This window comes from Luteibacter sp. 9135, assembly GCF_000745005.1.
Taxonomy (GTDB): Bacteria; Pseudomonadota; Gammaproteobacteria; order Xanthomonadales; family Rhodanobacteraceae; genus Luteibacter.
Genome location: NZ_JQNB01000001.1, coordinates 2,558,488 through 2,574,851 on the forward strand (window position 1 = coordinate 2,558,488; position 16,364 = coordinate 2,574,851).

The 16,364-nt window shown below is 69.3% G+C and carries 11 protein-coding genes and 1 riboswitch; all 11 genes read left to right on the plus strand.

The window, feature by feature from the left end:
* Positions 1-3: 3 nt before the first annotated feature.
* Positions 4-1,401, plus strand: a complete 1,398-nt coding sequence (tssK, locus tag FA89_RS11040) for a type VI secretion system baseplate subunit TssK (RefSeq protein WP_185754321.1) — start codon at positions 4-6, stop codon at positions 1,399-1,401.
* Positions 1,402-1,404: 3 nt separating this feature from the next.
* Positions 1,405-2,181: a DotU family type IV/VI secretion system protein gene (locus FA89_RS11045; protein ID WP_051938694.1), complete on the plus strand. Its 777-nt coding sequence runs from the start codon at positions 1,405-1,407 to the stop codon at positions 2,179-2,181.
* Positions 2,178-6,104: a type VI secretion protein IcmF/TssM N-terminal domain-containing protein gene (locus tag FA89_RS11050; RefSeq protein ID WP_036140665.1), complete on the plus strand. Its 3,927-nt coding sequence runs from the start codon at positions 2,178-2,180 to the stop codon at positions 6,102-6,104. Before FA89_RS11045 ends, FA89_RS11050 begins: the two co-directional genes overlap by 4 nt.
* 22 nt (positions 6,105-6,126) lie before the next feature.
* On the plus strand, positions 6,127-7,344 hold the full coding sequence (gene tssA, locus FA89_RS11055; RefSeq protein WP_036140666.1) for a type VI secretion system protein TssA: 1,218 nt from the start codon (positions 6,127-6,129) through the stop codon (positions 7,342-7,344).
* Between the two features lie 31 nt (positions 7,345-7,375).
* Positions 7,376-9,337, plus strand: a complete 1,962-nt coding sequence (locus FA89_RS11060) for a GNAT family N-acetyltransferase (RefSeq protein WP_036140667.1) — start codon at positions 7,376-7,378, stop codon at positions 9,335-9,337.
* 6 nt (positions 9,338-9,343) lie between these two features.
* Complete coding sequence (locus FA89_RS11065) at positions 9,344-10,390, plus strand: hypothetical protein (RefSeq protein ID WP_036140668.1); 1,047 nt, start codon at positions 9,344-9,346, stop codon at positions 10,388-10,390.
* 71 nt (positions 10,391-10,461) lie between these two features.
* A riboswitch (cobalamin riboswitch) is annotated at positions 10,462-10,666 on the plus strand.
* 139 nt (positions 10,667-10,805) lie between these two features.
* The gene (locus FA89_RS11070) at positions 10,806-12,320 is read left to right on the plus strand and encodes a CoA-acylating methylmalonate-semialdehyde dehydrogenase (RefSeq protein ID WP_036144132.1); all 1,515 of its coding nucleotides are present in this window, start codon (positions 10,806-10,808) and stop codon (positions 12,318-12,320) included.
* 11 nt (positions 12,321-12,331) lie between these two features.
* Positions 12,332-13,507: an acyl-CoA dehydrogenase family protein gene (locus tag FA89_RS11075; protein WP_036140669.1), complete on the plus strand. Its 1,176-nt coding sequence runs from the start codon at positions 12,332-12,334 to the stop codon at positions 13,505-13,507.
* Complete coding sequence (locus FA89_RS11080) at positions 13,504-14,301, plus strand: enoyl-CoA hydratase (RefSeq protein WP_036140670.1); 798 nt, start codon at positions 13,504-13,506, stop codon at positions 14,299-14,301. The genes FA89_RS11075 and FA89_RS11080 overlap by 4 nt, the downstream gene beginning before the upstream one ends.
* Positions 14,298-15,470 carry an enoyl-CoA hydratase/isomerase family protein gene (locus FA89_RS11085; RefSeq protein WP_240003886.1) on the plus strand — a complete coding sequence of 391 codons (1,173 nt, stop codon included), beginning with the start codon at positions 14,298-14,300 and terminating at the stop codon, positions 15,468-15,470. Before FA89_RS11080 ends, FA89_RS11085 begins: the two co-directional genes overlap by 4 nt.
* A complete protein-coding gene (mmsB, locus tag FA89_RS11090; protein WP_036140671.1) occupies positions 15,467-16,363 on the plus strand; it encodes a 3-hydroxyisobutyrate dehydrogenase in 897 nt (298 codons plus the stop codon). Before FA89_RS11085 ends, mmsB begins: the two co-directional genes overlap by 4 nt.
* The last annotated feature ends 1 nt before the right edge of the window (position 16,364 follow it).

Consider the following 16,364-nt stretch of genomic DNA (forward strand, 5'->3'; position numbering starts at 1 on the left):
CCGATGAACACCCTCACGGACAACCTGCCCGACGTGCCGGAAGCGGTCTCCTGGTCGGAAGGCATGCTGTTGTCGCCGCAGCATTTCCAGCAGAACGACATCTACTGGCACGCCCTGCTGCAACAACGCCTGTCCACCGTGCAGCCGCGCGGCTGGGGCCTGCTGGACCTGGCGATCGACCCGACCGAGCTGGCCAGGGGCGTGGTGCGCGTGACCCGCGTCCGTGGGGTGATGCACGACGGCCTGCTGGTGGACCACGTGGAAGCCGTGGGTGCGTCGCCATTGCAGCTGGACCTCTCCGGCCACGGCTGGATCGCCGAGCCGAATGTCACCGTGCACCTGTGCGTGCCCGTGCGCGGCAAGGGCGCCGCCAATGTCCACGGCGAGATGCAGCGCTACACCACCGTGGCCGGCGACCTGGTGGCCGACGAGCACACGGGCAGGGACGAGATCGCCGTGGATCGGCTGCGTCCGGTGTATTCGCTGATGGCGGGCGACGCGGTACCGAGGTCCTACAGTTCGTTCCCGCTGCTGCGCCTGACCGGCGATGCACGCGGTGTCAGCCTGGCGTCGTTCCATCCGCCGCTGCTGCGGCTGGAAGCCGCCGCCTTCCACGGCGAGCGCGGGCTGGATGCCCGGCTCAAGCGGCTGTCCGTGCTGCTGTGGGCCAAGTATCGCGAGTTGATGGGTGCCGCGGGCGATCGCGCGGAGCGCCGGCTTGCCAGCGAGTCGCATGCCCAGGTGCGCGCGGCGCGGTTCCTGGTCACCGTGCTGCCCGGCCTGGACGTGCTGCTGCAATCGGGCGGGGTGCATCCGTTCGAGGCGTACAAGGCGTTGGCCGGGCTGGTGGGCGTGCTGGCCGCCAGCGACGGCGCCCCGCAGCCGCCCGCCCTGGGCGGCTACGACCACGACGATTGCCTGCCGCAGTTCGAACGCGCCTTCCGCTACATCGATGCCCAGCTCGCGCGACTGAACGCCGACTACGAGGTCTACGAGTTCCGCCGCGTCGGCGTCTCGGGATTCCAGTGCGTGCTGCCGGCCGGCATGGATACCGCGCGCCTGCTCATCGAACTGCGGCCGGCGGTGGGCGAGACCGCGCAGACCCTGCACGACTGGATCAACACGGCGGCCATCGGCACCGACGACCTCGTCTCCACCCTGGTCCGCCGCCGCGACACCGGGGCACCGGTGATGCCCGCCGATGCCGGACAGGTGACGGCGCTCAACCTTCCGGCGGGCTCGTTCGTGTACACGGTGGCGCAGCGACGGATCGACCCGGAAACGGGACCGCCGCGCGCGCTGCTGGTGGCCGGCCGTACGCTGGTGATCCTGGGCGAGCCGGGCAGCCACGTGCCCACCGCGATCACGCTGTACGTGCCGCGCGTGGCGGCGGGGCACTGATCGATGGCGGCCGCCTCGCCCGTCTACGTGTCGCTGCTGGGACGCTTCGCCGCGTTCTACGAGACCGTGGCCGAGGTGAAACTGGCGGCGCAGCGTGGCGACCTGGAGCGGCTGTTGCAGCCGGATACGCCCCATGTGGCGCTGTCCGCACACGACCTGGCCGCACGCGTGTCCGCCTACCTGCTCGACGTGCTGGACAAGCAAAAACACGAGGTCGTGGCCTCGGCGACGGAAGCGGAACTGGCCATCTACGTGCGCGCTCGCTACGCGATGCTGGCCCTGGCCGATGAGATCTTCATCCTCGACCTGGCCTGGCCCGGTGCGGAGCACTGGCCGGAATACCTGCTGGAATACCGCATCGAGCGCAGCCGCATTGCCGGCCGGCGGTTCTTCGACCTGGCCCAGGCGTTGGTGGACTCGCGGGCGCCGGCGCCGCTGGATGCGGATCTGGCCGGCGTCTTCCTGCTCGCCTTGCAGCTGGGTTTCAAGGGGCGCTACCGCGGCCCTTCGGGCGAGGCCACGATCGCCGCCTTCCGCGGCAAGCTGTACAAGCTTGCCAGCCAGGGTGACCTGGGCGTGGCGCGCCGGCATGCCTTCGACGAGGCGTACAAGCACACCGTGACCACCGATCGCGACAACAGCCGCACGGCGCTGATGCCGTGGGTGCGTGGCGCGCTGTATGGCGCGCTGGGATATCTGGTCGTCTCGTCCGTAGTGTGGCTGGTGTTGACCTGGTCGTTGCTGGACACCCTCCAGCGCACCGCCGGAGCCGCGCCGTGAGCCGCGCCTTCGTCGTCTGCCTCGTGCTGGCGCTGGTCGCGCTGCTGCTGATCGTCGTGCTGCTGTGGCGTGCGCGCCGTGCACCCGCGGTGCCCGCGGTACGCGGCGTGCCGCGCAAGGTGGCGGGGCACGGTCGCTGGGTCACGCTGCGCGACGCGGCACGCCGGCGTTACGCCGTGGTGGAGCGCGCGGTGCGCTACCTCCTGGCGCGACGCGACTGGCGTTATCGCAGCAACTGGCTGTTGCTGCTGGGCATGGCCGGCGACGGCAAGAGCAGTCTCGCCGCGTCGGTGCCCGACGACCTGCTGCGCCGACCCAGCGGAGCCGACCTCCGCAACGAGGCCTGGCTGCGGGCCTCGGTGCCGCGTGCGCAGTGGCGTTTCCTCGACAGCGGCGTGCTGCTCGACCCCGATGCCACCACCGCGCCCGAGGTGGCCGGGCAGGCGCACTGGCACGACCTGCTCGGCGATATCGAAAGCCTGCGTCCGGACCGTGCCGTGGACGGCCTGGTCTGGGCGTTATCCGCGGATCGCCTGTTGTCGTCCGACGATGCCGCGCTGGATGCACTGGCCCAGGCGATGTTCACGCGCGTGTACTCGGTGCAGGAGCGCTACGCGTATGCGTTGCCCGTGTACCTGGTGCTGACACGCATGGACGCCGTGCCCGGCTTCGATGCGTTCTGGGCGGCGCAGGACCCGGCCCTGCGCCGCGAGATCGTCGGCTGGTCCAGTTCCACTCTCGATGACAACGGCACACCGGCGGAATGGATCGCCAAGGCCTTCGGCAAGCTGCTGGACGGCCTGCGCACGCTGGTGCTGGCCAGCGCGGCGGCGCGCGACCATATCGACGACGCGGACGATTTCTTCCTGTTTCCCCAGCACATGCGGCGCCTGCAGGTGCCGTTGCAGCGTGTGCTGGATGTCGTGTTCAAGCCCAATATGTACGAGACACGGGCGTTCTGTCGCGGTATCTATTTCGTCGGGCCGGATGGCAGCGACGGCGCGGCGGCCAGCGCACCACGCCGGGACGTCGGTTTCCTGGGCGACCTGCTGGCCGAGAAGGTGTTCGGCGAGAAGGGCCTGGCGCAGCGCACGCGCAAAGGCATCCTCGCGCGCAACCGCCTGCTGCGCGGGTTGCAGCTGGGCGTCGCGGCGGCGGCGCTGGCAGGGGTCGTCGCGCTGCCCTGGACGGCATGGCACGTGGCCTCGCGGGGCAAGGCCCTGCACGACATGGTCGTCGATGTCTCGGCCAGCAGCGATGCGCTGGCCCGTGGCGGCTGCCTGGATGCACGGCGCTTCAACGAACTGGTCGGGCAGATCGCACGGCTGGACACGCGCACCCGTTACCTCGCGATCCCGGCTTCATGGGTCGATCGGCGCATTCCCGACGGGGTGGTGCGCACCGTCTCGGGCAAGGCGCTGGATCAGGTGTTGCTGCCGTCGCTGGCCTGCGAGTTGCAGAAGCGTATCGATACCTTGTCGTCGGCGGTGCTGGCGCCGGCCGGTGGCGACGTGCCCCCGGACCAGGCATTCGAGCGCGCGCACGCACAACTCGACGCTCAGCTGTCGCACCTGGCGGCGTTGGAGGATGCGCTGGCGCGCTTCCGTACCCTGGGCCACCCCGCGGACGAGGGCGGCGTGCGTGCGTTGCTGGCGGCGTTCGCCGATGTGTCGCGTTACGTGCACGGCAAGCCGGTGCCGAGGGATGCGCTGGCAGCCGACGGCATGCTCGGCAAGGCGTTGCTCGCGGCCCGTTACGGGTCGGCGCCGGACATCGGCCACGACCGCCAGCGCCAGCTCATCGAGCGTTTCGACACCATGGCCGAAGGAGCCGCCAGCGACCTGTCCCGGCGCGTGGCCTCGGGCCCCGCGCTGCTGGCCGAACTGAAGGACGACCGGCCGCCGGTGCTTCCCACCCTGCGTGCCTTCGACGACTGGTTGCGCTGGGTCGGCACGGGCTGGGTGTTGTCCACGCCCGCGTCCAATCCTTGCGCACGCGAGGTGGATGCCCTGCGCCCCGGTATCGACGTGCTGATCCGCAAGCATGGTTACGATGCCTCGTTGCGCGACACGCTGGGCCACTTCGACACGACCCATTGCTACCTGCCCGCGGTGGCCACGCTGCGCCAGGCCTCGGTGCCGCCTTACGGCGCGCTGTTCACGGTGAACGCGACCACGGGTGAGTTGCAGGGCATCAGCCCCGGGCTGGCCGCCGAGGCCAGCGGCCTGCATGGACTGGCCGGCATGGGCTTCATGCAGGTGGCTTCCATGCAGGCGTTCAGTTGCAACGGCTCGGCCGGTGGGTTCCGCGCGGGGGCGTTCGACGAAGTGCTGGGTGAACTGCGCGACTACCAGGCGTTCGGCACGCGTGAGCGCCAGGCGCATCCCGTGGCCGAAGGCACCGAGCCGCTGTACGAGCGCATCGCGCATGCGCAGCTGGCGCGCACGCTGGAAGACAGCCTGGCGCGCAACCAGCGCCAGCGCGTCGGCGAGGGCGATTCGCCGGGGCTGGACGCGGTCTCGACCCTGGATCGGGAGCTGTCGACGGAAAGCGCGGCCCTGTCGGCGTCCATCGGACCGATGTTGCAATCGTTGCAGCAACTGCGCCAGCTGCGTTTCGCCGCACTGGCCGATAGCGTCGGCCAGTGCGCGCGCAACTACGCCTCGGGCATGCTGATGGACGTCTCCGGACTGGCCTCGGCCAGCCAGCTATACGCGCCGCCCGTGCAGGCGGCGAACGAGGCGGGCGACGCGCCGATGTTCGACCTGGGCAGCACCCCGGTGCTGCAGGCGTACCTGCAACGGCAACTGGCGCGCGCTCAGGTGCTGTCCGGTTACGCCGCGCCCTTCGTCACGCTGTTGAAGAACTCGCGCGGCACCAGCGATACCCATCGGCTGAACGCGCAGACCGACGTCTACTGGGACGGCACGATCGACCAGTTCAATCGCGCCGTGCAGTTCGCCGATCCGGCGGGGCAGGTGGCCGGGCTGGAAGACCTGTTCCTCAAGCAGCTGGCCACGCTCACCTATGCCACGTGCGATGCGGCGCTGTCGGCCTATCGTGGCCCGGCCGGGGGCAACGACCTGTTCTCGGCGCGACGCGAGGCGATGCTGCGCCAGGCCACGCTGGCATGTACGGCGCAGGGCAAGGCCGGCTCCGAACTACACTTCTATCGCATCGCCATGCTGTTCAACAGCGAGGTGGCCGGGCGCTACCCGTTCGGTCCGCCGGATGCGCACGAGGTAACGCCGGATACGGTACGGGCGTTCTTCGTGTACTACGCGAAGGAGAAGGTCGAACTGACGACCTGGCTGGCCACCGCCAAGGGCGACCGCGCCGCCCGCATGAAGACGTTCATCGCGCAGCTGGACGCCGTGCAGGCCTTCTTTGCCGGCAACCTTTCGGTGGTGCCGGTCGGTGCGCCGCTGTCCATGGAGGTGACCTTCCGTGCGCGCCCGCAGGATTCGCCGCTGAGCAACCAGCTGGTGGGCTGGACGCTGTCCAGCGGCACCGGCAAGGCCAACTGGCCCGATGTGGCGCCGACGCTGGCGTGGACGTTCGGCCAGCCGGTGTCCCTCGACCTGGCCTGGGCGGACAGCTCGCGCTACACGCCGGTGGCCGATCCGGCGCAGGCGGACCTGGGCGTGAACGGCCACCATGCCGTGTATCGCGCGGACGGCCCCTGGGCGCTGCTGCACTTCATCGAAGCGCATCGTGTGCCGTCCGCCGGCGGCCTGGACCCCGATGCGGTGCTGCTCGGGTTCGACGTGCCCACCGTTATCACCGCGCCGCTGGCCGGCGAAGACGCGATCGCCAGGGCGCAGCTGTACATCACGCTGCGGCTTTCGGCGAACGATCCGACCACGCATTCCGCACTGCCGCTGCACGTACCCGTGTTCCCGCAACAGGCCCCGGAGCCGTAATGACTTCCCAGGAGGACATGCCATGTCGCCAGCCCATCCCACGCCCGCCTCGTTCGAGGGCGGCTACTTCCAAACGCACTTCGGTCGCTCGCTGGAGCGTCTGCTGGCGCCCATCCCCGGGCACGACCCCACCGGGTCGCCCGTACGTGGCACCTCGGCCTACCGTGCCCTGTCCGAAGCGCGGCGCGGCGACGACCCGTCGTTGCCGATGGGCCCGTGGGCGGCCGAACTGCGTCGTTCCAACTGGCCACGCGTCTCGCGGATCATCGTATCGGTGCTATCCGAGCAAACCAAGGACCTGCAGCTTGCCGCATGGCTGCTGGAGTCGGAGATCCACGAGCGCGGCCACATCGCGGTGGCGCCGTGCATCGCCCTGATGCAGGCGCTGTGCGAAACGTTCTGGGAGCGCCTTTATCCGCGCACCGACGACGCCAGTTTCGAGGCCCTGGGCAACGTGGTGCGCTGGGTCGACGACAAGCTGATGCCGGCGCTGTCCCTGGCACCGCTGGTCGGCGAGAACGAGCAGGCGGTGAGCTGGTCGGCCTGGGAAATGGCGCGCCGTTTCGAGCGGATCAAGGCCGTGCAGCGCGAACTGCCCGAGGAGGCCGCGGAAGCACCCACCCTGGCTGACCTGGCGGCGCTGGTAGGGCGGCAGTCCACGGATCACTTGCGTCGACGCGTCGTCGATCTGGACACGGCCCATGCGGCGATCCTCGCCTTCGAGGGCAGCCTGCGCGCGCAGGCGTCGGACATGCCCTCGCTGTCGCGACTGCGTGGGTTGCTGGAGCGCATGCAGTCGCCCATGCGCGAGGAACTGGCGCAGCGTGGCGTGGCGCTGCGCGAGCCCGAAGAGGTGCCGGTCGAGCAGGCGCCGTCCGTCGATGCGGGCGGCGACGATGTCGTGGCCGCCGGGCGCGATGCCGCTGCCGATAGCGATGCCGGAGCGGGCGACGGTCATGCCGGCACGGACCACGACGAGTCGGACGACGACACATCGCCCGGGTACGAGCCGCTCGACCCCGTGGCCGAACGCCAGCGCGCCTACGACGTCCTCGAGGACATCGCCGCGTTCCTTGCGCGCATCGAACCGCATAGCCCTGTGCCCTACCTGCTGCGGCGCGCCGTGCTGTGGGGCGGCATGAATTCCGCGCAGCTTTACCACGCCATCTTCGTGGAGGGAGGCGGACGCCTCGACATGCTCGACATACTCGGCATCACCGACGGTACGACCTCCGAGTGATGTCTTTTCCCACGTATCCAGGACGATGACGATGCTGGCCACCCGTTCTTCACCCGCGCCCGCGGATCGCCGCGACGACACGCCGACGCCGCTCGTCCGGCGCATCGATCTTGCCGATGCCATGGCCTTGCCTGCGTTCGTGGAACAGGTGGCCGAGGCGCTGTGGTGCTATGCCGGGGACACGCTGGACATCGTGGACCTGTCGCCCGCCGGCGGTGTCTTCGCGGCGCGCCTGTTGAGGGCGATGGATCGCCTTGCCGTGCGCGATGGTCGCGCGCCGGACATCCGGCTGTACCTGTGCGGCGGCGATGCGTCGTCGCTGCTGCGTCACCGCCGCGTGCGCGACGGGGTACGGCACGGACAGGTCTGCCTGCACGGATGGGATCCCTCCGGCACCGACCGTCCACCCGTGCTGCGCGATCGCGTCGCATTCCTCGGCATGGGCTACTTCCAGGGGCTCGACGTCGACCTGTGCGCGACGCATTACGCGCAGTGGTTCGATGGATGCATGACGGTGTCACCCCCGCAAGCCGATGGCGTCACTACCGTGGAGGGCGCATGGTCGCCCGGTGTCGGCGATGGCCCGCTGGAAGCGCGCTATCGCGACAAGCTGGCCAGTGCGGTGCTGAACCTGCCCTCGGCGGGTATTCGCGCCGTGGGCGCCATGGCCTCGCTGACGGGTGGGCGCTACCTGCTGCTTGCCGCGGATCACGGCGTCGCCGACCTTCGCGATATCGCCGACGGCGGCCTGGCGCTGCCTTCGGCATGGATCGACGGCAGTTCCGCGATGCCGGTGAACTTCCATGCGCTGGCCTGCGCCCAGCCGGATGCGCGGGTGGCATACGAGAGGACCACCGCCGCCTCGCCGCTGTTGCAGGTGACGATGGCCGGTGACGAACCAGCCGATGCATTCACCCGGGTGCTTGCGCCGCTTCGTGGCGGCATGGACACCGCGCTGGCCTTGCGCGAGCAGGCCCGCTGGCTGTCGGACGAGGCGCCCGCGGCGGTCACCCTCGCCGTGCTACGGGCAGCGGCCTTCGATCCGCATGCGCTCGTTTTGCGTGGCCTGCGCGAGGAAGGGGATGCGCTCGCGCGCTCGCACTGGCGGGATGCCTTGCAATGCAGCGGGGAGCTGGCGCGTGACGAAACCACCACCGATGCCTGCCAGCGCGTGGGCGCCTGCGCGGCCGACCTGGGATTGTGGGGCCTCGCCGTGGACGTGCTCGCGCCGCTACAGGCATCGCTGGTCGACGACGTGGCCGACCGGCTCACCTGGTCGTTGCTGCATGCCGGCGATGTCACGGCGGCGCAGGCCATGCTCGGTAACCCGGAAGACGACGAGCCAGCATGGAAGACCTATATCCGCGACCACGTACGCTATTGCCGCGCGTTGCCGTGGTTCGCTGCGGCGCATGCGGTGGACGGGGAACTGCGCCTGGAACCGCTGGCCTGGCATCACGCCCCGTCGTGGCTGCGCCAGTATCGCGATCCGCACATCGGTATCGTGACCCGCTTGCCCGCGCTCGAGGACGTGGACGCGGTGCGCGAGTGGATCGCCTTCCAGCAGGCCGATCCGCAGCGCGCCTGCTTCGCCCTGGTCGACCGGGCGGACGGCTTCGTCGGTTCGGTGGGCTACCAGCACGCCGGAAGCGCGGGGTATTTCCATTTCTGGATCGGCGCGGACCACCAGAACCGCGGGCTGGGGCGCCGGGCTGCACGGCTGCTCGCCCGGCAGGCGGTAGAGGTGGGCATCGATGTGTTCTACACCTCGGCGTACCGTGACAACACCCGTTCGATCGCCGCGCTGCACGCGCTGGGTTTCCAGCCGATGGCGGCGCACGCGGCGCCGCCGGACGACGACCTGCTGTTCTTCCAGCAGGCGCTGGGAAAGGGCGCGTCGCCATCGATCGACGGCTTGCGCCAGCTCTGCTTCGCCATCGGCTGTCCCTTCGATCCGCTGGATCTGTCGCCCGACCGGGCTTTCGCGAGGTAGTACGCCATGATCGCACCCAAGGTATCGCGTAAACGCAAGGCGTCCGGCCCGGCGCCGCTCGACCCGCACGTGGCGCGGGCGAAGGTGCCGCTGAAGTTCTCTCACACCGCGTTCTCGGGAAAGAGCATGTTGTCCGGGACGTCGGCCGATGCGCCGCGCTTTCATTCGTTTTCCAACATTGCGTTCCCGGTGTCGAAGACCCTTTCCGACGGCGCGGTGCGGCTCGCGCCGTCGTTGGTAGCCGACTACCGGGCCGATACGGGACTCACCCCGTTGTTCAGTACGCAGGACTGGGGCGCGGTACCGTCGCCTTCGAAAAAAACCAACACCATGTACCGTTCGCGACGTGGCTCCATCGTCGGCTTGTCCAACATGCCGGATGGCTCGGTCAAGGGCTGGCGCCTGCACTCGTTGCCCACCACCGAGGCGCTTCGTGATGCGTCAGCGTCCAAGCCGTTCGTCAGCGCGTTCGACGAGAGCGCAAAGCGGCTGTATACGCCCGCGCTCAACAGCAAGGGCACCGAGCAGACGATCAACACCGTGCTCTCCGATGTCGGCAAGGTACGTTACGACCACGGCACCGCCCGCTTCGCGTGGATCGACGGCAGCTATGCCATGGGTGTTTCCGCGAAGGGGCTGGACAAGACCGCCAGCGGTGCGCCGTCCACGCTGTACGCGCCAAGCGTGAAGTCGGCGAAACGCCGGGGCAAGAAGAGCAACCCGGCGCAGAACCACCATTCCGAGCCGATGGCGGTGACGCTGCACGACACGCACCGACACACGCCCATGGCCCAGGACACGGGCCTTGTGGCCACGTTCGCCAGCTTCCCCAATCAGGTGTGTTTCCATTGCGGCGAGATGTTCAAGGACAACCTGGGCTCGCACAGTGCGCTGACCGGCGTGCCCGGGCGACCCTTCGGCGGACAGCACCCCGGCGAGACCACGACCAAGAGCGGCAGCAGCATCGTGCGTGCGCATCCCATGACCGAACTCGTCGCCGACAAGGGGCACCACGCGGAACTGGCCAAGATCTTCTCGTACCACAAGCCCTGATGCCACCGGCTCTCGACGCCGCCACCGCGCCGTTTACTGCATCGCAGCGTGTCCCCATGCGTTGCGCCGCCTACAATCGATGGGCCACAGGTGTCCTGCCGCCGCCATTCCGGTGCGCAGGGTGAAACGGGAAGCCGGTCCGATGCCGGCGCTGCCCCCGCAACGGTAGGCGAGAAAACCCGACTCAGAACCACTGCGGCAACGCGGGAAGGTGTCGGGCTGATGCATGCCGCATCGCTCGCAAGCCCGGAGACCGGCCCGTGGTGGACATCGCATGCGGTGTCTTCCTCGGGTGTTGCGGTGGGCAACCGGATGAGCTGACTCGACGCGGCGTCCGTTGTCTCGAATCACTTGTCTTGTCCCTCGCACGCCCGGTTTCGCGGGTGAGCGATCTGGAGACTGGACAATGAACGAGATGAACCCGGCCGCGACTCATGTCGCCACGGTAAAGCTGCTGATCGACGGCGAGTTCGTCGAATCGGCCACCACGCAATGGCGTGACGTGGTCAACCCGGCCACGCAGGTGGTGCTGGCACGCGTGCCCTTCGCCACGCCGGCGGAAGTCGAGGCGGCGGTGGATGCCGCGCGCCGCGCCTTCGTCACCTGGCGCAAGACGCCCATCGGTGCGCGGGCGCGCATCTTCCTCAAGTACCAGCAACTGATCCGCGAGCACATGGCCGAACTGGCCGCGACGCTCACGGCGGAGCAGGGCAAGACGCTGCCCGATGCCGAAGGCGACGTGTTCCGTGGCCTGGAGGTGGTGGAACACGCGGCGGCCATCGGCAACCTGCAGCTGGGCGAGCTGGCCAACAACGTGGCCGGCGGTGTGGATACCTACACGCTGCTGCAACCGCTGGGCGTATGCGCGGGCATCACGCCGTTCAACTTCCCGGCGATGATTCCGCTGTGGATGTTCCCGATGGCGATCGCCACGGGTAACACCTTCGTGCTGAAACCGTCGGAGCAGGACCCGATGGTGACCATGCGCCTGGTCGAACTGGCCGTGGAAGCGGGCATCCCCCGCGGCGTGCTCAACGTCGTGCACGGTGGCGAGGACGTGGTCAACGCGATCTGCGACCACCCGCAGATCAAGGCGGTGTCGTTCGTCGGTTCCACCCGCGTCGGCACCCATGTCTACCATCGCGCGTCGCAGGCCGGCAAGCGCGTACAGTGCATGATGGGCGCGAAGAACCACGCCGTGGTGCTCCCCGATGCCCATCGCGAGCAGACGCTCAACGCGATGGTCGGCGCGGCGTTCGGCGCGGCGGGCCAGCGCTGCATGGCGGCCTCGACGGCCGTACTGGTCGGCGCCGCGCGCGAGTGGCTGCCCGACTTGGTGGCCCGCGCGAAGACGTTGAAGGTCAATGCGGGCAGCGAGGCCGGTACGGATGTCGGCCCGGTCATCTCCTGCGCGGCGCGCGATCGCGTGCACGCCTTGATCGATGCCGGTGTGGCCGAAGGCGCCACCCTTGAACTGGACGGCCGCGATTGCCGCGTGCCGGGCTACGAGCAGGGCAACTTCGTCGGCCCGACCATCTTCTCCGGCGTGCGCCCCGGCATGCGCATCTACGACGAGGAAATCTTCGGTCCCGTGCTCGTCGTGCTCACGGTGGACACGCTGGATGAGGCGATCACGCTGGTCAACGCCAACCCCAACGGCAACGGCACGGCGTTGTTCACGGGCAGCGGCGCCGCGGCGCGTCGTTTCCAGGAGGACATCGACGTGGGGCAGGTCGGCATCAACGTGCCTATCCCGGTGCCGGTGCCGCTGTTCTCGTTCACGGGCTCGCGCGCCTCGAAGCTGGGCGACCTCGGTCCGTACGGCAAGCAGGCGGTCATGTTCTACACGCAGACCAAGACGGTCACCTCGCGCTGGTTCGACGACGGCGGCACGGGTCAGGGCGTCAACACCACCATCAGCCTGAAGTGAGGGCGCCCCTCATGGACATTCCGGTGACGGTGCAGGCCGCGGGCCTGAGCGACGAGCAGAATGCGTTCCGCGAGGCGGCGCGCGACTTCGCCCAGGCGGAGCTGGCGCCGCATGCGGCGCACTGGGACGCGCAAGGCATCTTTCCGCGCGAGGTCATCGGCAAGGCCGGGCAACTGGGCTTCTGTGGCCTCTACGTGGACGAAGCGGCCGGCGGTACCGGCCTGACGCGGCTGGACGCGGCCATCGTGTTCGAGGAACTGGCCGCGATCGATCCCTCCACGGCCGCCTTCATCAGCATCCACAACATGGCGACCTGGATGCTGACCACCTACGCCCAGCCGGCCCTGTTGCAGGCATGGGGCGAACCGCTGGCCAGCGGCACACGTCTCGCGTCGTATTGCCTGACCGAGCCGGGCGCCGGTTCCGATGCGGCCTCGTTGCAGACGCGCGCCGTGCGCGAGGACGACCATTACGTCATCAACGGCAGCAAGGCGTTCATCTCCGGGGCCGGCGCCACCGACATGCTGGTGGTGATGGCTCGCACCGGCGGCGACGGCGCGCGCGGCATCAGTGCGTTCGCAGTGCCCGCGGATACCGCGGGGATCGGCTACGGCCGCAAGGAGGAAAAGCTCGGCTGGAACAGCCAGCCCACGCGCGGCATCACGTTCGAGGACGTGCGTATCCCCGCAACGAACCGGCTGGGCGAGGAAGGCGAGGGCTTTCGCATCGCGATGAAGGGACTGGACGGTGGCCGTATCAACATCAGCGCGTGTTCGCTCGGCGCGGGGCAGGGGGCGCTGGATGCGGCCCGCCGCTACCTGGGTGAGCGGCGCCAGTTCGGCCGCAAGCTGGGCGAGTTCCAGGCGCTGCAATTCAAGCTGGCCGACATGGCCACGCAACTGGTGGCCGCACGGCAGATGGTTCACACCGCCGCGCGCAAGCTCGATGCACGCAGCCACGACGCCACGGTGTGGTGCGCCATGGCCAAGCGCTTCGCCACCGATGCCGGTTTCGCCATCTGCAACGATGCCTTGCAGTTGCATGGCGGGTACGGCTACATACGCGAGTACCCGATCGAGCGGCTGCTGCGCGACAGTCGGGTGCACCAGATACTGGAAGGCACCAACGAGATCATGCGCGTGATCGTGGCGCGCCACCTGCTCAACACCGAAGAGGAATTGCGATGAGTGGCTACAAGGACACCGATTGGACCGGACTGGCGCTGAAGGTCGAGGGCCATACGGCCGTCGTGACCCTGCGCAACCCGCCGGCCAACACCTGGACGGTGCACAGCCTGACGGCACTGCGTGATCTGGTCGGCGCATTGAACGCCGATCGCGACATCTACGCCCTGGTCGTCACGGGCGAGGGCGGCAAGTTCTTCTGCGCCGGCGCCGACCTCAAGCAGTTCGCCGACGGCGACCGCGCCGTGGCGCGCGCAGCGGCCCGTCGCTTCGGCGAGGCCTTCGAGGCCCTGTCAGCGTTCCGTGGCGTGAGCATCGCCGCGATCAACGGCTATGCGATGGGCGGTGGCCTGGAGTGCGCGCTGGCGTGCGACCTGCGCATCGCCGAGGCGCACGCGCAGATGGCGCTGCCCGAGGCCGGCGTGGGCCTGCTGCCGTGTGCGGGCGGCACGCAGAACCTGCCGCGCCTGGTCGGCGAAGGCTGGGCCAAGCGGATGATCCTGCTCGGCGAGCGCGTCGACGCGCCCACCGCGCTGCGGATCGGTCTGGTCGAAGAGGTGGTCCCCACCGGCGAGGGGCTGGCCACGGCCCTGGCCTGGGCCGCACGCTCCCACGCGCAAAGTCCGACCAGCGTCACGGCGTGCAAGCGGCTGGTCCAGGCCACCCGCACCCAGACCCACGCGGCCGCGCTGGTGGCGGAGCGTGAGGCCTTCGTCGACCTGTTCGACAGCGCCGACCAGGCCGAGGGTGTGCACGCCTTCCTGGAAAAGCGTAGCCCGCAGTGGAAGAACGCATGAGCGCGACGCCGATGGAAACGCCCGACAACGCACCGGTGCTGTTCGACGAGCGTGCGACGCGCGACGGCCGGCGCATCGGCATCGCCACGCTGAATGCGCCGAAGACGCTGAACGGTTTGTCGCTGCCGATGGCCCGCCTGCTTGACGAACGACTGGGTGCCTGGGCCGACGACGACGGCATCGTCATGGTGCTTTTGAAGGGAGCGGGGGAAAAGGCCTTCTGCGCCGGTGGCGACCTGCATGGCCTGTACAGGGGCATGCTCGACCATCGCGTCGATAACCACGACATCGCGCGCGATACGCCTGCCGCCGCCTTCTTCGCGACGGAATACCGACTCGACTACCGCATCCACCGCTACGCCAAGCCCGTGCTGTGCTGGGGTCACGGCATCGTCATGGGCGGCGGCATCGGCCTGATGGCCGGCGCCAGCCACCGCGTGGTCACCGAGCGCTCGAAGCTGGCGTTCCCGGAGATCACGGTGGGCCTCTACCCCGATGTGGGCGGCAGCTGGTTGCTCCGCCGCGTGCCCGGACACGGTGGCCTCTTCCTCGCCCTGACCGGCGCACCGCTGAATGCGGGCGACGCGATCCATGCGCGCCTGGCGGATCATTTCGTTGAGTCGTCGCGTCACGACGAGGTGGTCGCAAGGCTGATCGACACGGCATGGTCCGACGCCGCCACGAACAACCACGCGACGCTCTCGGCCCTGCTTGAGTCGTTCGCGCAGCCTGCGTCCGCCGGTCCATTGCAGCAGCATGCAGCGCTCATCGAGCGCCTGTGCGCACCGTCGAACCTGGACGAGGTCGTCGCCGGCATCATCGCCCTCGACACCGACGATGCGTGGTTGCAGGCGGCGAAAACCACGCTGCTCGCCGGCGCCCCCGGATCGGCGCGGCTGGGCTTCGAACTGCAGCGGCGCGCCGCCGACCTGTCGCTCGCGGATACCTTCCGCCTCGAATACGCCGTGTCGCTGCATTGCGCCGCCCACGGCGACTTCGCCGAAGGCATCCGTGCCTTGCTCATCGACAAGGACCGCCAGCCGCGCTGGAACCCCGCCACCCTCGCCGAGGCCACGCCGGCCTGGGCGGAAACCTTCTTCCACGCCCCATGGGCCGCCGCGGATCATCCGCTGGCCGACCTGGGTGCCTCCACGGAATCCTCGCCATGAGTCGCATCGCTTTCATCGGACTGGGCAACATGGGCGGCCCGATGGCCGCCAACCTGCTCAAGGCCGGGCACCGCCTGCGCGTGTTCGACCTGGTGCCAACGGCGGTGGAGGCCGCGGTCGCGCTCGGCGCTACCGCGGCCGTCAGCGCGGTAGACGCCGTGGTGGACGCCGAGGTGGTGATCTCCATGTTGCCGGCCAGCCGTCACGTGGACGCGCTTTATCGGGGCGACGCGGGCCTGCTGGCGGCGATTCCGGCCGGCGCGCTGGTCGTCGACTGCAGCACCATCGCCCCGGAGACGGCGAAGCAGGTGGCCCGGGCTGCGGCCGATCGTGGGCTGGCGATGCTCGACGCGCCGGTGTCCGGCGGCACGGCCGGTGCTGCGGCCGGCACGCTCACCTTCATCGTGGGCGGCGACGCCGCGGTGCTGGAACGCGCACGGCCGTTGCTGGCGTCGATGGGCAAGAACATCTTCCATGTCGGTGCGAACGGCGCCGGCCAGGTGGCCAAGCTGTGCAACAACATGGCGCTGGGCGTCATCATGGCCGTCACTGGCGAGGCTATCGCCCTCGGCGCCGCGCATGGACTGGACCCGGCCGTGTTGTCGCAGATGATGGCGGTCAGCACCGGACGCAGCTGGGCCACGGAGGTCTGCAACCCCTGGCCCGGCGTGCTGCCCGGCGCACCCGCGTCGCGTGGGTACACCGGCGGCTTCGGTACCGACCTGATGCTGAAGGACCTGGGCCTGGTGACCGAGGCGGCGGTGGGCGTGGGCGCGTCCATCCCGCTGGGCGAACTGGCGCGCAACCTGTACGCGCTGAACAGCAAGGCCGGCCGCGGCGGGCTGGATTTCTCGAGCGTGGTGAAGCTGGTCGCGCCTTCGCTGGACGGTTGAA